This window comes from Streptomyces rectiverticillatus (assembly GCF_013394065.1).
GTDB classification, from domain to species: Bacteria; Actinomycetota; Actinomycetes; order Streptomycetales; family Streptomycetaceae; genus Streptomyces; species Streptomyces rectiverticillatus.
In genome coordinates, this window is the sequence record NZ_CP040752.1 from 3,373,744 (window position 1) to 3,390,862 (window position 17,119).

General features: G+C 71.2%; 16 protein-coding genes. 5 read left to right on the plus strand and 11 right to left on the minus strand.

All coding sequences use genetic code 11. The annotated features are described in order from the left end of the window. Positions 1-20: 20 nt before the first annotated feature. Positions 21-1,607, minus strand: a complete 1,587-nt coding sequence (locus FGW37_RS14500) for a protein kinase domain-containing protein (RefSeq protein WP_179081437.1) — start codon at positions 1,605-1,607, stop codon at positions 21-23. Positions 1,608-1,770: 163 nt separating this feature from the next. On the opposite strand from FGW37_RS14500, the gene FGW37_RS14505 reads away from it, so the two are divergent. Next, positions 1,771-2,883, plus strand: a complete 1,113-nt coding sequence (locus tag FGW37_RS14505) for an alpha/beta hydrolase (protein ID WP_179081438.1) — start codon at positions 1,771-1,773, stop codon at positions 2,881-2,883. A 48-nt stretch (positions 2,884-2,931) separates the two neighbouring features. Here FGW37_RS14505 and FGW37_RS14510 read toward each other — a convergent pair whose 3' ends face one another. Beyond that, positions 2,932-3,822 (minus strand): menaquinone biosynthetic enzyme MqnA/MqnD family protein, encoded by an 891-nt coding sequence (locus tag FGW37_RS14510; RefSeq protein ID WP_179081439.1) that lies wholly within the window; start codon positions 3,820-3,822, stop codon positions 2,932-2,934. A gap of 285 nt (positions 3,823-4,107) precedes the next feature. On the opposite strand from FGW37_RS14510, the gene FGW37_RS14515 reads away from it, so the two are divergent. From FGW37_RS14515 to FGW37_RS14525, 3 genes are all read left to right on the plus strand, one after another. Continuing rightward, positions 4,108-4,311, plus strand: coding sequence for a cold-shock protein (locus FGW37_RS14515; RefSeq protein WP_003984261.1), 204 nt, complete (start codon positions 4,108-4,110; stop codon positions 4,309-4,311). Between the two features lie 314 nt (positions 4,312-4,625). Continuing rightward, positions 4,626-5,675 (plus strand): AraC family transcriptional regulator, encoded by a 1,050-nt coding sequence (locus FGW37_RS14520; RefSeq protein WP_179081440.1) that lies wholly within the window; start codon positions 4,626-4,628, stop codon positions 5,673-5,675. Positions 5,676-5,811: 136 nt separating this feature from the next. After that, a complete protein-coding gene (locus FGW37_RS14525) occupies positions 5,812-6,978 on the plus strand; it encodes a lipase family protein (RefSeq protein ID WP_179081441.1) in 1,167 nt (388 codons plus the stop codon). A 30-nt stretch (positions 6,979-7,008) separates the two neighbouring features. Here the strand turns inward: FGW37_RS14525 and FGW37_RS14530 are convergent, their stop codons facing one another. The 6 genes from FGW37_RS14530 to FGW37_RS14555 all read right to left on the minus strand — a co-directional run bounded on the left by FGW37_RS14530 (position 7,009) and on the right by FGW37_RS14555 (position 13,697). Continuing rightward, on the minus strand, positions 7,009-8,892 hold the full coding sequence (locus tag FGW37_RS14530; protein WP_179081442.1) for an AMP-dependent synthetase/ligase: 1,884 nt from the start codon (positions 8,890-8,892) through the stop codon (positions 7,009-7,011). Between the two features lie 229 nt (positions 8,893-9,121). Then, positions 9,122-9,760 carry a TetR/AcrR family transcriptional regulator gene (locus tag FGW37_RS14535; protein ID WP_179084699.1) on the minus strand — a complete coding sequence of 213 codons (639 nt, stop codon included), beginning with the start codon at positions 9,758-9,760 and terminating at the stop codon, positions 9,122-9,124. A gap of 200 nt (positions 9,761-9,960) precedes the next feature. Beyond that, on the minus strand, positions 9,961-11,292 hold the full coding sequence (locus tag FGW37_RS14540; RefSeq protein ID WP_179081443.1) for a dicarboxylate/amino acid:cation symporter: 1,332 nt from the start codon (positions 11,290-11,292) through the stop codon (positions 9,961-9,963). Between the two features lie 362 nt (positions 11,293-11,654). Beyond that, positions 11,655-11,942 carry a DUF4229 domain-containing protein gene (locus FGW37_RS14545; protein WP_179081444.1) on the minus strand — a complete coding sequence of 96 codons (288 nt, stop codon included), beginning with the start codon at positions 11,940-11,942 and terminating at the stop codon, positions 11,655-11,657. A gap of 83 nt (positions 11,943-12,025) precedes the next feature. Beyond that, entirely contained in the window at positions 12,026-13,189 is a 1,164-nt protein-coding gene (gene mqnE, locus FGW37_RS14550; RefSeq protein WP_179081445.1) for an aminofutalosine synthase MqnE, read from the minus strand. 52 nt (positions 13,190-13,241) lie between these two features. Further along, complete coding sequence (locus FGW37_RS14555) at positions 13,242-13,697, minus strand: Lrp/AsnC family transcriptional regulator (RefSeq protein ID WP_179081446.1); 456 nt, start codon at positions 13,695-13,697, stop codon at positions 13,242-13,244. 132 nt (positions 13,698-13,829) lie between these two features. Between FGW37_RS14555 and FGW37_RS14560 the strand changes: the two genes are divergently transcribed. After that, positions 13,830-13,976: a hypothetical protein gene (locus FGW37_RS14560; protein WP_179079114.1), complete on the plus strand. Its 147-nt coding sequence runs from the start codon at positions 13,830-13,832 to the stop codon at positions 13,974-13,976. Here the strand turns inward: FGW37_RS14560 and FGW37_RS14565 are convergent. The 3 genes from FGW37_RS14565 to FGW37_RS14575 are packed head-to-tail and all read right to left on the minus strand — an operon-like array spanning position 13,973 to position 17,088. Beyond that, positions 13,973-14,668, minus strand: a complete 696-nt coding sequence (locus FGW37_RS14565) for a UbiX family flavin prenyltransferase (protein ID WP_179081447.1) — start codon at positions 14,666-14,668, stop codon at positions 13,973-13,975. The two genes, FGW37_RS14560 and FGW37_RS14565, sit on opposite strands and share 4 nt — an antisense overlap. Before the next feature lie 51 nt (positions 14,669-14,719). After that, a complete protein-coding gene (mqnP, locus tag FGW37_RS14570) occupies positions 14,720-15,640 on the minus strand; it encodes a menaquinone biosynthesis prenyltransferase MqnP (RefSeq protein ID WP_179081448.1) in 921 nt (306 codons plus the stop codon). Next, the gene (locus FGW37_RS14575; RefSeq protein WP_179081449.1) at positions 15,637-17,088 is read right to left on the minus strand and encodes a menaquinone biosynthesis decarboxylase; all 1,452 of its coding nucleotides are present in this window, start codon (positions 17,086-17,088) and stop codon (positions 15,637-15,639) included. Before FGW37_RS14575 ends, mqnP begins: the two co-directional genes overlap by 4 nt. Positions 17,089-17,119: the final 31 nt, after the last annotated feature.

Genomic DNA, 17,119 nt, shown 5'->3' on the forward strand with positions numbered 1-17,119 from the left:
CCGTCAGCCTACGCCAGCCCTCATCCGTCCCGGCGGGTGAGGGTTGCATGGGGGCTGCCGCCCTTGGTGTCCTCGGACGTGTACATGAGCTTGCCGTCGGCGGCCAGGGAGAACGTGATCCGCGCGGTCTCGCCCGTGCACCCGAGCGACGGCGTGCCGTCGGTGGCCTCCTCCAGGGTGAGCCGGGTGGGGACGGCGGTGAGCAGCTTGCCCTTGCTGCGGCACTCCAGGACGTTGAGCGCGGAGTAGGTGGTGCGGACGACATAGGCGCCGAGGGCACCGTCGGCGATGACGGCCGTCATGGTGCCGTTGGGGGTGCCGTCGCTCTGGACGACCTGGCCGGTCCAGGTCCCGAGGAACTGCTCGGGTACGGACTTCGCCCGGCCGCCCCCGGTGCCCGTGGTGCCGCCGGCACCGCCCTTGCCACCGCCCCCGCCCTGCAGGAGGCCGAAGCCGAGAATCGCGGCGACGGCCGCGACGACCAGGAGCGCACCGACCGCGGCGAGCACGGCCCTCGTTCTGCGCCGTCCGTCACCGGCGCTCCGGGCGGGCTCCGCGGCCTCCGTCGCGGGCGGCGGCCCCGCACCCCACGGGAGCGGCACGGCGTCCACCGGAGACAAGGCGGCACCGGTGGGGAGCGGGGCGGCACCGGTGGGGAGCGGGGCTGCGGCCGCCCGGAGCGGGCCCGCGTCGAGGGCCGTGGGCGCTCCCCCTTCCAGGTCCAGCAGCTCCACCGCCCGCCGGCTCACGCGCTCCACCACGGGCCCGGGCAGCCAGCCCGCCCCCACCAGGGCACCGGCGCCGTCCGGGGCCAGCCGGCGGGCGACCTCCTCCGGGGCCGGGCGGGCCGCCGGATCCTTGGCCAGGCATTCACCGGTCAGGGAGCGCAGGTCCCCGGTGAGGCCCGGGCCGAGGACCGGTGCCTCGTGGACGACCTTGTAGAGCAGCACCGCCGCGCCGTCCCCGGCGAAAGGCGGCTCGCCCGTGGCCGCGTAGGCGAGCACGGCCCCCAGGGAGAAGACGTCCGCCGCCCCCGTCACCCCGTGGCCGAGGATCTGTTCCGGGGCCATGTAGCCGGGCGAGCCGACCGAGACGCCCGTGGCCGTCAGCGACGCCGTGCCGTCCGTGGCCCTGGCGATGCCGAAGTCGATCAGCCGGGGCCCGTCGAGAGTGAGCAGCACGTTGGACGGCTTGACGTCGCGGTGCACGAGGCCGAGCGCGTGGACGGCCGCCAGGGCCTCCGCGAGCCCCGCGCCGAGGGCCCGCACCGTCCGCTCGGGCTGGGGGCCGCCGGCCAGGACGGCCTCGGTGAGGGACGGGCCGGCCACGTAGCCGGTCGCCACCCAGGGCACCGCCGCCTCCGGGTCCGCGTCCAGCACGGGAGCCGTCCACGCCCCGCCCACGCTGCGCGCGGCCTCGACCTCGCGCCGGAAGCGTGCGCGAAACTGCTCATCCAGGGCAAAATGGGGATGAACGGCCTTGACCGCGACGGTCCGGCCGCCGGCACTGCGACCCAGGTACACCCGGCCCATGCCGCCGGCCCCGAGCCGGCCCAGCAACCGGTACGCACCGATGACCTGCGGATCCTCCGGCAACAAGGGTTCCATCGGGCCTTTCGCCTCCCCCGGCGGGGGCCCTGGGGCCCCGGTTTTCGGCCTATGACTCAATTCACGGGGTGTCCCAGGAACCCCCCAGGGCGGTTTCCCCATCCACCAGGACGGAACAAACCGTCATGTCCTTCGGGGCAGCAGCAACGTCCGGAGCGACGCGATGACGTACTCACCGAACGGGGCCTATCAGTCCCAGGGCCACCGCCGCGCATCCCGCGCCAAACGATGGACGATCATCGTGGCGTCCATAGCCGTGGTCGGCCTGATAACCGCCGGCATCATGAACTACTTCAAGTTCGGGCCGTTCTCGGACAAGGGCAAGCCGGTCAGCTTCGGCCAGGACGAGCCCGCCGGCGGCCAGGCCGGCGGTGCGAACGGCCCGCAGAAGGCGGACTCCAAGGTCCTGATGCCGACGGGCCCCAAGGCCGAGTTCAAGAACACCAGCACCTTGTCGGACGGCACCCAGGTCGCCGTGACGACCCTGGACGGCAAGAAGTCCGGCTTCAAGGGCAAGGTGTGGGTCTGGGCGCCCAAGGCGTACAACGACCCGAAGTTCAAGGACCACGGCTTCCCGGTCCTCATCGCGCTCCCCGGCGGCCCCGGCTTCCCGAACAACTACTGGATGGACGACGGAGGCCTGCACCTCGAGTCGTCGGTCACCAAGTGGTACAACGAGGGCAAGGGCAAGCCGTTCATCCTGGCGATGCCGGTCCTCAACCCGAAGCCGGACGACGGCGGCCTCTACTGGGACGGCAGTGACATCCCGGGCCAGCCGAAGATGGGCACCTGGCTGACCGAGGACGTCCCGGACCTGGTGAAGGCCAACTTCCGCACGGTGAAGTCGCGCGACGGCTGGGCGTTCATGGGTTCCTCCTCCGGCGCCTTCTCGGGCCTGAAGGCCGTCCTGAAGCACCCGGACAAGTTCAAGGCCGTGATCGCCTCCGGCCCGGACATCGTCCCGGACTCCCCGCTGTGGAAGGGCCACGAGAAGGAGAAGGCCGAGAACAACCCCGAGGTCCTCGCGAAGAACCTGATCGCCGCGAACAAGCCCGGGACCGACGTCTACCTCGCGTTCCAGTACGGGACGAAGGAGGCCAGCGTCATCCCGCACGTGGACAAGTTCATCGCGACCTACGGCAACAAGGGCCCGATCCACACGCGCCTGCAGAAGATCGAGGGCGGTCGGCACAACGCCAAGACCTACATCGAGGGCATGAACGCAGGCAGCATGCAGTGGATCAGTGAGCACATGGTGGGCCCCGTCGCCCCGTAGCCTCCAGGCTGACTGCTTGTTCCGGGAGCCCTGATCCCCTCCGGGGGGTCAGGGCTCCAGCAGTTCCACCCGCACGTCGGCCGGGAAGCCCGTCGTCGGGCCCGTGCGGCGGGCGAACTCGGTGACGCCCGCGAGCTGGTCCGGGCCGAAGCGGAAGTCCAGCGTCGTGAAGTAGCGCTCCAGCAGCCCGGCGTCGAAGGCCTCCCAGCGCGCCGCCTGCTCGGCCACCTTCGCCACCTCCTCCAGGGAGACGTCCCGGGAGGCCAGGAAGGCCTTGTGGACCTCGGAGACAATGTGCGGCTCGCGGGCCAGGTAGTCCCGGCGCACGGCCCACACCGCGAAGACGAACGGCAGCCCCGTCCAGTCCTTCCACATCTGCCCGAGGTCGTGGACCTCCAGGCCCAGCCGCGGGGCGTCGTGCAGGGAGGCCCGCAGGGCGGCGTCCCCGATCAGCACCGCAGCGTCCGCCTCGCGCATCATCAGGCCCAGGTCCGGCGGGCAGGTGTAGTAGTCCGGCTGCACGCCGTACCGCTCGGCCAGCAGCAGCTGCGCCAGGCGCACGGAGGTGCGGGAGGTGGAGCCCAGCGCGACGCGGGCGCCGTCCAGCCGGTCCAGGGGGACCTGCGAGACGATCACACAGGACATGACCGGACCGTCGCAGCCCACGGCGATGTCACGCAGGGCGACCAGGTCACCGGCGTTGCGCAGGAACTCGACGAGGGTGACCGGGGCGATGTCCAGCTCGCCCTCGATCAGCTGCCGGCTGAGCTTCTCCGGGGTGTCCTTGGTCAGGTCCAGGTCCAGCAGGGTGCCGGTGCGCGCGAGGCCCCAGTAGAGGGGCAGGCAGTTCAGGAACTGGATGTGACCCACGCGCGGACGGCTGCGCTGGGGGGTGCCGGCTTCGGGGTCGGTCTCTACGGCCGAGGCAGAAATGTCCACATCCGGAGGCTAGCCCCGGGCGGCCGGGACGGCGGGGGCGGGGTACGCCCGGGCGGTGCCCGACTGGGGATCTTTTCCGTCAGGAACACCGGGAAAACCATCCGACAGCGTGATCTTCAACTCCTTCCGCGTGAGAACCCTCGCGTGCTAGGCTCGCCGCAAGTTGCAGTTTGGTTTCCCTTGCAGTACAGAGCCTGCGGAGCATGTGACCCGCAGGCTTTTGTAGTTTTCAGACTTCTCGCAGGTTCTGGAGCAGGGCAACCCTTTGGGCCCAAGGAGGGCTTTATGGCTACCGGAACCGTGAAGTGGTTCAACGCTGAAAAGGGCTTTGGCTTCATCGCCCAGGACGGCGGGGGCCCCGACGTCTTCGTCCACTACTCCGCGATCAACGCCTCTGGCTTCCGCTCCCTCGAGGAGAACCAGCAGGTCAACTTTGACGTCACGCAGGGCCCGAAGGGCCCGCAGGCGGAGAACGTCACCCCGGTCTGATCCTCGGATCCTTCCGGTGCGACGGCTCGGCCGATCGCGGTCGACGCGCTGTACCCAAGGAGCCCTGCTCCCCCGCTTCGGCGGAGGGGCGGGGCTCCTGCCTTTCCCCCACCCGTCGCCGATGGTTAACCCTCCCTTAGCGACTTCTTGTTGACCATTTTCTTTCACTTTCTGTCGCGCAATGCATTGATTTCGATCACATAGCGTTCGGCGATCACGGATCGCCGGACTTGAAATCTCCGTCAAGAATCCCGAAGGTGACCCGAACAGCCGGCCCCACTGACCCCGGCGCTCAACGGAGTTACCGTCATCGCATGACGAGTCGCACGATCACCGTGCATCACGTACGCGCCACCCTCACGGGCCCCCGGCGACTCGGCATCGACACCGTGCCGCTCCTGCAGAGCGCCCGCATCCCCCCGCTGCTCCTCGGCGACGCGCACGCGCGCGTGTCACCCGAGCAGTTCGCCCGCCTGGTCACCGCCGTCCGGCAGGCCACCCGCGACGAGTTCCTGGGCCTGGGGCACCAGCCCAGCCGGCCCGGCACGTTCGCGATGATGTGCCACGCCAGCATCGGCTGCCCCGACCTCGGCACGGCCCTGCGCCGCGCCACCCGCTTCTACGGCCTCTTCCCCGGCGGCCCCGACCTCGCCGTCGAAAGCACCGGCCCCGACGCCGCGTTCGCCGTGCGCTCCGATCTGCGGGCGCTCGCCGAGGCCCCCTTCGTCGCCGAGTGCCTGGTGCTGGTCTGGCACCGCGTGGCGAGCTGGCTGATCGGCCGCCGGATCCCCCTGCGCTGGGCGGAGTTCGCACACCCGGCGCCGCCGTACGCGGGCGAGTACGGCCTGCTGTTCGGCTGCCCGGTCCGCTGCGGCGCGCCGCGCACCCGCGCCGGGTTCGACCCGCGCTGGCTGGCCGCGCCCGTCGTCCGGGACGAGGCCGGCCTGGCGGAGCTGCTGCGGCGCGCGCCCGCCGGGCTGCTCAGCCGCCGCGAGTACGGCACGACGGTCGCCGAGCAGGTGCGGCACGCCCTGGCGCGGGCGCTGCGGGAGGCGGCCCCGCAGCGCCGGGCGGCCCGGCTGCCGGAGGTGGCGCAGCTCGCCGCGCGGCTCGCGGTCAGCCCGGCGACGCTGCGGCGGCGGCTGCAGGAGGAGGGCACGTCCTACCGGCGGCTGCGCGAGCAGGTGCTGCGGGAGGCGGCGGTGGCCGGGCTGGCGGAGGGGCGGGAGCCGATCGCGGAGCTCGCGGCGCGGCTGGGCTTCTCGCAGGACACGGCCTTCCACCGCGCCTTCCGCCGCTGGACGGGCACCACCCCGGGGGCGTACCGGCTCCTCGGCGGGCGCGAACGCGGTCAGCAAAGCTGAGCTTTCCGGTCAGCTTCTTTCCTACCCGTCAGTCACTACGGTCTCCCCGACTCCCACCGTCACAGGGGAGTTTCGCGGAGGGGATCCGCGTCGAGACATGAGTGACCATTGACCACCGCACTGTCGGGAGAGCCGCATGCACTTGCGTAGGCACCTGCGTACGAAGGCCTGGGCCGCCGTCGCCGCACTGGCCGTCTCACTGGGCCTCGCGGGCACGGCCGGCGCCGCCGGACCCGCGCCCGCCGCCGGGCCGGGTGACATCGTCACCTCCGCGCCGACCTCCTTCCACCCGCTGCCCGGCCAGCCCACCGGCACCAAGGCCTGGCACGTCACCTACCGCTCCACCACGGCCAAGGGCGCCCCCAACGTCGTCTCCGGGACGGTGATCGTCCCCCAGGACGGCAGAAAGGGGCCGCGCCCGCTCGTGACATACGCCGTGGGGACGATCGGGCTCGCCGACCACTGCGCCCCGTCGGCCGGCTTCCCGTACGGGACGACGGTGGAGGCGAACCTGATCCAGCAGCTCACGCTGCGCGGCTGGGCGGTGGCCGTCACCGACTACGAGGGCCTCGGGACGCCCGGCGACCACACGTACACCGTCGGCCGGGCCGAGGGCCACGCCGTCCTCGACGCGGCCCGCGCCGCCCTGCGGCTGCCGGAGGCCGGGCTGGCCGAGGGCTCGCCGGTCGGCGTCATGGGCTACTCGCAGGGCGGCCAGGCCGCCGGCTGGGCCGCCGAGCTGCACGCGTCGTACGCCCCCGAGCTGAACCTCAAGGGCACGGCCGCGGGCGGCGTCCCCGCCGACCTCGTCAAGGTCGCCGAGTACAACGACGGCGGCATCGGCGGCGGCCTGGTCCTCATGGGCGCGATCGGGCAGAACGCGGCCTTCCCCGAGCTGCGCCTCGACTCCTACCTCAACGACCAGGGCCGGCGGTACGTCGACTTCCTCAAGAAGCACTGCGTGGCCGCCGACGCCGTCGCGGGCCTGTTCAAGCGGATCTCCGACGTGACGGTCAGGAACCCGCTGCACGAGGCGGACTGGCAGCGCGTGCTGCACTCCTCCGACCTCGGCACCCGCGCCCCCGACCGGCCCGTCTACCTCTACCACGGCACCCTCGACGAGCTCATCCCCTACGCGGGCGCGCAGCAGCTGCGCGCCGCCTGGTGCACGAAGAGGGCCTCCGTGCAGTGGAAGCCGGTGCCGCTGGCCGAGCACGTCGTCGGCGTGATCGCGGAGTCCGTCCCGGCGGCGAACTGGCTCGCCGACCGGTTCGCCGGCAGGTCCGCGGCGGGCAACTGCTGATGCGCGCCGAGCGCTGGACCGGGCCCCGGTTCAGCGCTCGTACAGCCGCTCCACCTCCTCCGCGAAGTCCCGGGCGATGACCTCCCGCTTGAGCTTCATGGACGGCGTGAGGTGGCCGGCCTCCTCCGTGAAGTCCACGGGCAGGACGGCGAAGCGCCGTATCGACTCCGCCCGCGAGACCAGGGCGTTCGCGTCGTCCACCGCCGTCTGCAGCTCGGCGAGGAGCTCGCCGTCCCGCACCAGCTCCTGCGGCGGCAGGCCCTCCTTGCCGTGCATGCGGCACCAGTGGGCGACGCCGTCGGCCTCCAGGGTGAGGAGGGCCGTGATGTAGGGGCGGTTGTCGCCGACGGCCATGCACTGGCCGACCAGGGGGTGCGCGCGCAGCCGGTCCTCCAGCGGCGCGGGGGCGACGTTCTTGCCGCCGGAGGTGACGAGCAGCTCCTTCTTGCGGCCGGTGATGGTGAGGTAGCCGTCCGCGTCGAGCGCGCCCAGGTCCCCGGTGGGGAACCACTCCCCCGGCGCCGCGGGCACCGCCTTCCCCAGCTCGCCGTCCCAGTACCCGGCGAAGACGTGCCCGCCGCGCAGCAGGACCTCGCCGTCCTCCGCGATCCGCACGGCACCGCCGGGCAGCGGCCAGCCGACCGTGCCGAGGCGGGGGCGGTGCGGCGGGGTGACGGTGGCGGCGGCCGTGGTCTCGGTGAGGCCGTAGCCCTCGAGCACCTCGATGCCCGCGCCCGTGCAGAAGGCCGCGAGGCGCTCGCCGAGCGGGGAGCCGCCGCTGAGCACGTAGCGCACCTCCCCGCCCAGGGCGCCGCGGATCCGGCGGTAGACCAGCGGGTCGTACAGGGCGCGGGCCGCGCGCAGCGCCGGGCCGGGACCCGGGCCGGTGCCGTGCCGGCGGGCCTGCTCCGCCTCCCCCCAGCGCCGGGCGACACGGGCGGCGCGGTCGAAGGCGGCGGCGCGGCCCAGCTTCTCGGCGGTCGCGCGGCCGGTGTTGTAGACCTTCTCCAGCACGTAGGGGATCACGAGCAGGAAGGTGGGCCGGAAGCCGGCGAGGTCCGCGAGCAGGTCCTCGGTGCGCAGGGAGGGGGCGTGGCCCACGCGGACGCGGGCGCGCATGCAGCCGACGGCGACGGTCCGGCCGAAGACGTGCGAGAGGGGGAGGAAGAGGAGCGTGGCGGCGGGCACCTTGCTCGCGGCCTTGAAGAGGGGGTGCAGCAGCTCGGTGGAATTGTCGACTTCGGTGAAGAAGTTGGCGTGGGTGAGGACACAGCCCTTGGGACGGCCCGTGGTGCCCGAGGTGTAGACGAGGGTGGCGATGTCGTCGGGGCCGCGGGTGGCACGGGCCTCGGTGACGGCCGTGCCGGGCAGGCCGCGGCCCGCGGCCGTCAGCCGGGCGACGGCGCCCGCGTCGAACTCCCACAGGTGGGCGAGGCCCGGGAGGGCGCCGCGCTCGGCCTCCACCAGCCGCGTCTGCTCCGGCCCCTCGACGACGCAGGCGGCGGCCCCGGAGTCGTGCAGGATCCAGCGGACCTGCGCGGCGGAGGAGGTGGGGTAGACGGGGACGGTGACCAGCCCGGCGGCCCAGGCGGCGAAGTCCAGGAGCGTCCACTCGTAGCGGGTGCGGGCCATGATGGCGAGCCGGTCGCCGGGCCGCAGCCCGTGGGCGATCAGGCCCTTGGCGGTGGCGAGCACCTCGGCGGCGAAGGTGGCGGCGCTGACGTCGCGCCAGGTGCCGTCGGGCTGCTTGCGGCTGAGGACGGGGTCGGCGGGGGCCTCGGCGGCATTGTCGAAGGGCAGGTCGCCGAGGGACCCGCGGGAGACGGGCGGGACGAGCGGTGGGAGGGAGGCCTCGCGGACGACTCCCTCGACGAAGGTGACACGGGGTGGGGCGACGCTGTGCGGTACGGACACGTGCGGCTCCCTACTGGGCGGTAAATGGCGGCAATCTACGCCTCGGGAGCCACTTCCTCCAGACCGCCGCCGGTCCTTACGGCCACCCGCCGCCCGCCCGTTTTCAGCCGGTGTCCGGGCGCCCCCGGGTCGCCTCGCCGGGTGCGGGGCCGGCGTGCTCAGCGCGCGCCGCCGCAAGGGCGTGCAGCGCCGAGCGGGCCGCCGGCCCCGCACCCGGACTCCGCTGACGTCAGGACCGGGCGAGCGCCCAGCGCCGCCCGTTCCTCAGGTTCTCCAGCCCCGTCCAGGCGAAGTTCATGAGCGTCTCCGCCGTCTGCCGCTCGCAGGAGCCGGAGCCTTCGCCGTCGCCGTCGCGCCCGTTGGACCACCCGGCGAGCGACTCGGCCGCGCCCACCAGGGCGTGGGCGAGGCCCGCGACCTCGACCTCGGGCAGCGGCTCGGTGCAGCCGCCGGCCTCGGCCGTCTCCGTGATCAGCCGGGTGACGACGTCCACGAGCCGCTGCCGCAGGGCGGCGACCTCCAGCGCGAACGGCTCCCCGTGGGTGCGCGCCTGGCAGTGCAGCACCGCCCAGCCGTCGGGGTTGGCGGCGGTGTGCGCGAAGAACCCGCGCAGCCCGTTCCACAGCCGCCGGTCGGCCGGGGCGCCGGGGTCCACCGACGCCTGGACGGCCGCGATGAGCGCCTCCGCCTCGCGCCGGATGCAGGCGCTGAAGAGGTCTTCCTTCGAGTGCAGGTAGAGGTAGACCAGGGGCTTGGACGCCCCGGCCAGCTCGGCTATCTCGTCCATCGACGCGGCCCGGTACCCGCGGCGCGCGAACACGGCCACGGCGGCGTCCAGCATCTGGCGCTCGCGCACCTCCCGCGGCATGCGCTTCGTCCTGGCCTTCGGCTTCCCCTGGGCCTGAAGTACGTCGGTCTGTGCAGTATTCACGACAAACATCCCTCCGCCCCCGTCACGTTACCGGCAGGTAATGTTACGGGGTGGAGGGATGCGGGGTAGGGCCGTTCGGTCCACTCCCTACGGACGAGTCAGTCAAGATCCCGTCAGGCGGCCACGGACCGGACCCGTCAGGCCGCCACGGGCTGGGGCTGCGCGTCCACGCGGGACCCGCCGTCCTCCAGGCGGGAACCGTCGGCCGTCGCGTACGCGGCGCGGTCCAGGATCCCCTCCCGGGAGGCCACCAGGATCGGGACGACCGACTGGCCGGCGACATTGGTGGCGGTACGCATCATGTCCACGATCGGGTCTATCGCCAGCAGCAGGCCCACGCCCGCCATCGGCAGGCCCAGCGTCGACAGCGTCAGGGTCAGCATCACCGTGGCGCCGGTCAGGCCGGCGGTCGCGGCCGAGCCGATCACCGAGACGAAGGCGATCAGGATGTAGTCCTTGACCTCCAGCGGCACGTCGAAGACCTGCGCGACGAAGATCGCGGCGATGGCCGGGTAGATCGAGGCGCAGCCGTCCATCTTGGTCGTCGAGCCGAAGGGCACCGCGAAGGACGCGTACTCCTTGGGCACGCCGAGCCGCTCGGTGACCTTCTGCGTCAGCGGCATCGTGCCGACCGAGGAGCGGGAGACGAAGGCCAGCTGGATGGCCGGCCAGGCGCCCTTGAAGAACTGCAGCGGGTTGACCTTGGCGACACCGGCCAGCAGCAGCGGGTAGACACCGAACATCACGATGGCGCAGCCCACGTAGATGTCCGCGGTGAACGTCGCGTACTTGCTGAGCAGGTTCCAGCCGTACGTGGAGATGGCCGTGCCGACCAGGCCGAGCGTGCCCAGCGGGGCGAGCTTGATGACCCACCACAGGGCCTTCTGCAGCAGCTCCAGCACGGAGTGGCTGAGGGTGAGGACCGGCTGCGCCTTCTCGCCGACCTTCAGGATCGCGACGCCCACGACCACGGCCATGAAGACGATCTGCAGGACCTTGAGCTCGGTGAAGGGCGTGACGATGTCGGTCGGGACGATCCCGGTGAGGAAGTCGATCCAGGAGCCGTGCTTCTTGGGCTCGGCGCCGTCGGCGGCGGTCAGCCCGGTGCCCGCGCCCGGGTCCGTGAGCAGGCCGATGCCCAGGCCGATGACGACCGCGATCAGCGACGTGATCATGAACCACATCAGGGTGCGGGTGGCCAGGCGGGCGGCGTTGGAGACGTTCCGCAGGTTGGTGATCGACACCAGGATCGCGAAGAACACCAGCGGCGCGATGACCAGCATCAGCAGCTGGACGAAGATGTCGCCGATCTTGCCCAGCGTGGTGGAGAGCCAGGAGATGTCACCGCTCTTGGCGGCCCAGCCGAGCAGGGCGCCGAGGACGAGACCGAGCAGGATCTGGGCCCAGAACGGGACGTTGGGTATGCGCCCGCGCAGGGACGCCGTGGGGGACGGGGGTGTCGATGACAACGGAAGCTCCGGTTACAGACGGAAGAAAAAGGGCGTGAGGCGCCGGGGAAATCCGTTTGCGCAGGATCTCCGGCCGCGGTGGACATGGCGTCAGCGGCGACAACAGGCCGCGGAGACACAGCGGCAAAGATCGACGTGCAGGCGCGCCACGAGCACGGGGCCCGTGGGGAACTGGAGCGCTGCTGCTGTCTTCATGTCCAATACGTTAACACTCGGACTTTGAGGAGCTCAAAGGTCTTCTTTGGGTGCGCGGGATGCCTGCGGCCCCGGAAAACGCCGAATGCCCCGGCGTGGAGCGGGAAGCTCCACGCCGGGGCACCGGCGAAAATCGGGCAAACGTGACGAGGGTTACACCTCGTCGGTCACGCCCCGTCCTCCTGAGCGGCGTTGGAGTTGATGCGCTCCTTCGCCCGGTCCACGCGCCCGACGATCTGCACGGACATCGCGTCGCGCTGCTTGCGCAGCAGCACCCAGCTCAGCGGCGCCGACAGGATCAGCGAGAGCAGCACCATCCACATGAGGTTCGAACTGCCCACGCCCAGCGGGATGACGTGCGCGTAGCAGAGCACGTAGACGACGGCGAAGCAGCCGATGAGCAGGCCGAATCGCAGGGCGGTGTAGCGGAGCGACGCGTACTTCTGGCTACTCACGGACGGACCTTCTTCTCGACGACGGCCGAAGGGGGGGACGTTTCAGTCAAACATAGTCAGTACAGCACGCCCCGAAGTGGATCTCAGACCCGCATCGGCTGCGGCGATTCGCGCAGCGAGGCGTCCGGGCCCGGGTACTCGCGGATGATCTCGTAGCGGGTGTTCCGCTCCACCGGGCGGAAGCCCGCCTCGCGGATCAGCTCCAGCAGATCGTCACGGGTCAGCTTGTTGGGCGTGCCGTAGTTGTCCGCGTCGTGCGTGATCTTGTACTCGACGACCGAGCCGTCCATGTCGTCCGCACCGTGCTGCAGCGCGAGCTGCGCGGTCTGCACGCCGTGCATCACCCAGAACACCTTGACGTGCGGCACGTTGTCGAACAGCAGCCGCGAGACCGCGAAGGTCTTCAGCGCCTCGGCGCCCGTCGCCATCGAGGTGCGGGCCTGCAGGCGGTTGCGGATCTTGCCGTCCTTCATGTCCACGAAGTCGTGCTGGTAGCGCAGCGGGATGAAGACGTGGAAGCCGCCGGTCTCGTCCTGCAGCTCGCGCAGCCGCAGGACGTGGTCGACGCGGTGCCGCGGCTCCTCGATGTGGCCGTAGAGCATCGTCGCCGGGCCCTTGAGGCCCTTGGAGTGCGCCAGGCGGTGGATGCGCGACCAGTCCTCCCAGTGGGTGTCGTGGTCGACGATGTGCTGACGGACCTCCCAGTCGAAGATCTCCGCGCCGCCGCCGGTCAGCGACTCCAGACCGGCGTCGATCAGCTCGTCGAGGATCTCGTCGGCGGGCAGGCCGGAGATCTTCTCGAAGTGCTGGATCTCGGTGGCGGTGAAGGCCTTCAGCGAGACGTTCGGCAGCGCCTCCTTGAGGGCCTTCAGGGAGCGCGGGTAGTAGCGCCAGGGCAGCGTCGGGTGCAGGCCGTTGACGATGTGCAGCTCGGTGAGGTTCTCGCTCTCCATCGCCTTGGCGAGGCGCACGGCCTCCTCGATGCGCATCGTGTACGCGTCCTTCTCGCCCGGCTTGCGCTGGAACGAGCAGTACGCGCACGACGCCGTGCACACGTTCGTCATGTTCAGATGACGGTTGACGTTGAAGTGGACGACGTCGCCGTTCTTCTGCGTGCGGACGTGGTGGGCGAGCCCGCCCAGCCAGGCCAGGTCGTCGGACTCGTAGAGGGCGATGCCGTCCTCACGGGTCAGCCGCTCCCCGGCGAGGACCTTCTCCTCCAGCTCGCGCTTGAGCCCCGCGTCCATGACGTCCGCCTCTCCGATACTTCCGCTTTACGCAACTCTCCCGAGCGTATCCCTACGCCTCGTCCGGAAGTTCGCCGACCCGGTTCTCCCACTTCGTGGACAGCACGATCGTGGTGCGGGTGCGGGCCACGCCCTTGGTGCCGGAGAGCCGGCGGATGGTGCGCTCCAGGCCGTCCACGTCGCCGACGCGGACCTTGAGCATGTACGAGTCGTCGCCCGCGATGAACCAGCAGTCCTCGATCTCGGCCAGGTCGCGCAGCCGGCGCGCCACGTCCTCGTGGTCGGCGCTGTCCGACAGCTGCAGGCCGATCAGGGCGGTGACGCCGAGGCCGAGCGACGCGGCGTTGACGGTCGCGCGGTACCCCGTGATGACGCCGGCCGCCTCCAGGCGGTTGATCCGGTCGGTGACGCTCGGCCCGGAGAGGCCCACGAGCCGGCCCAGCTCCGCGTACGAGGCCCGGCCGTTCTCCCGGAGGGCCTGGATGAGCTGCCTGTCCACCGCGTCCATAACCTGGCACCTTTCAATAATCGGCGAACTCGCCGCGTTTCATGTAGAATCTAAGGCATGCGGGGCTTTGGAGCCCGCAAATCTTCGCTCAACTCGCTAGATCAACGACGATCCTTCAGGAGTGACGTAACCGTGTACACGATCGAGATGGCCTACGCCCGCATGCGTGAGATGCAGGACCTGGCCAACCGCTCGCGTGCCCACCAGACCGCCGAGCGCCGCGCCGAGGCCAAGGCCGCCCGCGGCATCAGCCGGGCCGCGCGCGCCAAGAAGCGCTAGTCCCCCTCCGGGGAGCGCGCACCACCCAGCTCTCCCTTCCACCGGCGGTACAGCCGGTGCGGCACACCCGCCGCATCCAGCACCCGCCCCGCGACGAAGTCCACCAGATCCTGGATGTGCGTCGCACCCGCGTAGAACGCCGGAGAGGCGGGCAGCACCACTGCGCCCGCCTCGTCGAGCGCCACCAGCTGCCGCAGCGTCTGACCGCTCAGCGGCGTCTCCCGCACGGCGACGACCAGCGGCCGCCGCTCCTTCAGCGTCACGCTCGCGACCCGCTGCAGCAGGTCCTTCGACAACCCCAGCGCCACCCCGGCCACACAGGCCGTGCTCGCCGGGACGATCAGCATCCCCTTCGCCGGATACGAGCCGGACGACGGCCCCGCGGCGAGATCCCCGGCGGGCCAGAACCGGACGCCGTCGAGCACGGCCTCCCCGAAGTGCGGCTTCCCGTCGGCCCCCAGCGCCAGCCACTCGCGCAGGTCGTCCTGCCAGTGCGCGTCGCGGAACTTGATCCCGGTCTCGTCCAGCAGCGTCAGCCGCGACGCCCGGCTCACCACCAGGTCGACGGCCTCCCCGGCCGCCAGCAGCCCCCGCACCACGGCGGCGGCGTACGGCGTACCGGACGCCCCGGACACCCCGACCACCCACGGCCGGCGCTCCGGGCGCTGCGTTACTCGTTCGTACGGCTCCACGCCCCCGAGCCTAGCCGCAGGCCCGGGAGCGCCCGCGCGAGGCGGCCCCGGCTAGACGCCGAGCCCCCGCGCCACCAGATCCAGCAGGGCGCACACGAAAAGCGCAATGCCGATGAACCCGTTGACCGTGAAAAATGCCCTGTTCAGGCGGGACAGGTCGTGCGGCTTGACGATCGTGTGCTCGTAGAGGAACGCCCCGGCCACGACGGCCAGGCCCGCCCAGAAGAACACCCCCGCATCCGTGATCGCCCCGTACCAGGCCAGCAGGCCCGTGGTGATCACATGGCACGCGCGCGCGCCGTGCAGCGCCGCCGGGACGCCGAAGCGGGCCGGCGTCGACTTCACCCCGTGCGCGCGGTCCGCCATCACGTCCTGGCAGGCGAAGATCAGGTCGAAGCCGCCGATCCACACGCCCACCGCGAGGCCCAGGACCACCGCCTCCCAGGACCACTCCCCCGTCACCGCGAGCCACGCGCCCACCGGGCCCATCGCCTGGGCCAGGCCCAGGATCGCGTGCGGGAAGTCGGTGAATCGTTTCCCGTACGGATAGACCACCATCGGGACGACCGCGATCGGGGCCAGCGCCAGGCACAGCGGGTTCAGCAGGGCCGCCGCGCCCAGGAAGAAGAAGACGGCGATCCCCGCGCCGGTCCACGCCGAGCGCACGGACACCGCGCCGGTGACCAGCTCGCGGTGCGCGGTGCGCGGGTTCCGGGCATCGATCTCGCGGTCGATGATGCGGTTGCAGGCCATCGCGAAGGTGCGCAGGCCCACCATCGCGACGGTGACCAGCAGCAGCCGCGTCCAGTGGACGTTGCCGTAGGTGCGGAACATCGCGGTGAGGGTGGCGATGTAGGCGAAGGGCAGCGCGAAGACCGAGTGCTCGATCATCACCAGGCGAAGGAAAGCCTTCACCTTGCCGCTCGACGGCGCCGGGCCCGGGTTGAGGACCCCCTCGGCAGCGGACGTCACAGCCCGTACTCCTTCCACCTGCGGTCGACCTTCGCCGCCGTCTCCGGATCGGACTCGACCATCTGCGGCCACCCCCCGTCGCGCGTGTAGCCCTCCTCGGGCCACTTCGCCGTCGCGTCGATGCCCGCCTTGCCGCCCCAGAACTGCTGGTACGAGGCGTGGTCGAGGTGGTCGACCGGGCCCTCGACGACCGTCAGGTCGCGGGCGTAGTCGGTGTTGCCGAGGGCCCGCCAGGACACCTCGTGCAGGTCGTGCACGTCGCAGTCCGCGTCCACCACGATGATCAGCTTGGTCAGCGACATCATGTGCGCGCCCCAGATCGCGTGCATGACCTTCTGCGCGTGCTTGGGGTACTTCTTGTCGATCGAGACGATCGCGCAGTTGTGGAAGCCGCCGGACTCCGGCAGGTGGTAGTCCACGATGTCCGGAATGATGATCTTCAGCAGGGGCAGGAAGAAGCGCTCCGTGGCCCGGCCCAGCGGCCCGTCCTCCGTCGGCGGGCGGCCGACCACGATGGACTGCAGCAGCGGCCGCTTGCGCATCGTCACGCAGTCGATCGTCAGCGCGGGAAACGGCTCCTGCGGCGTGTAGAAGCCGGTGTGGTCGCCGAAGGGGCCCTCCGGGAGCATCTCGCCCGGCTCCAGCCAGCCCTCGATGACGACCTCGGCGTTCGCCGGGACCTGCAGCGGAACGGTCTTGCAGTCGACCATCTCGATGCGCTTGCCGGAGATGAAGCCGGCGAAGAGGTACTCGTCGATGTCGCCGGGCAGCGGCGCCGTGGAGGCGTAGGTGACGGCCGGCGGGCAGCCGAAGGCGATGGCGACCGGCAGCCGCTCACCCCGCTTGGCGGCGACCTGGTAGTGGTTGCGGCTGTCCTTGTGGATCTGCCAGTGCATGCCGATGGTGCGCTTGTCGTGGCGCTGCAAGCGGTACAGGCCCAGGTTCCGCACGCCCGTCTCCGGGTGCTTGGTGTGGGTCAGACCCAGGTTGAAGAAGGAGCCGCCGTCCTCGGGCCAGGTGAAGAGCGCCGGCAGCTTGTCGAGGTCGACGTCGTCGCCGGTGAGGACGACCTCCTGCACCGGAGCGTCCTTGATCTTCCGCGGGGGCGCGTGCGTCATCGCGCCGAGCTTGCCGAACGCCTCGCGGATGCCGACGAAGCCCTGCGGCAGCTCGGGCTTGAGCAGTCCGCCGATCTTGTCGCTGATCTCGTCGTAGGACGTCAGGCCGAGCGCTTTGAGCAGCCGGCGGTCGGTCCCGAAGACGTTCATGGCGAGCGGCATGTCCGCACCCTTGACGTTCTCGAAGAGCAGCGCGGGGCCGCCCGCCTTGTTCACCCTGTCGGTGATCTCGCCGATTTCCAGGTACGGATCGACTTCCGCCTTGATGCGCTTGAGGTCGCCGTCGCGCTCCAGCGCCCGGAGGAACGAGCGAAGGTCGTCGTAAGCCATGCGCTCCAGTATCAAGCACGCACTACGCTGG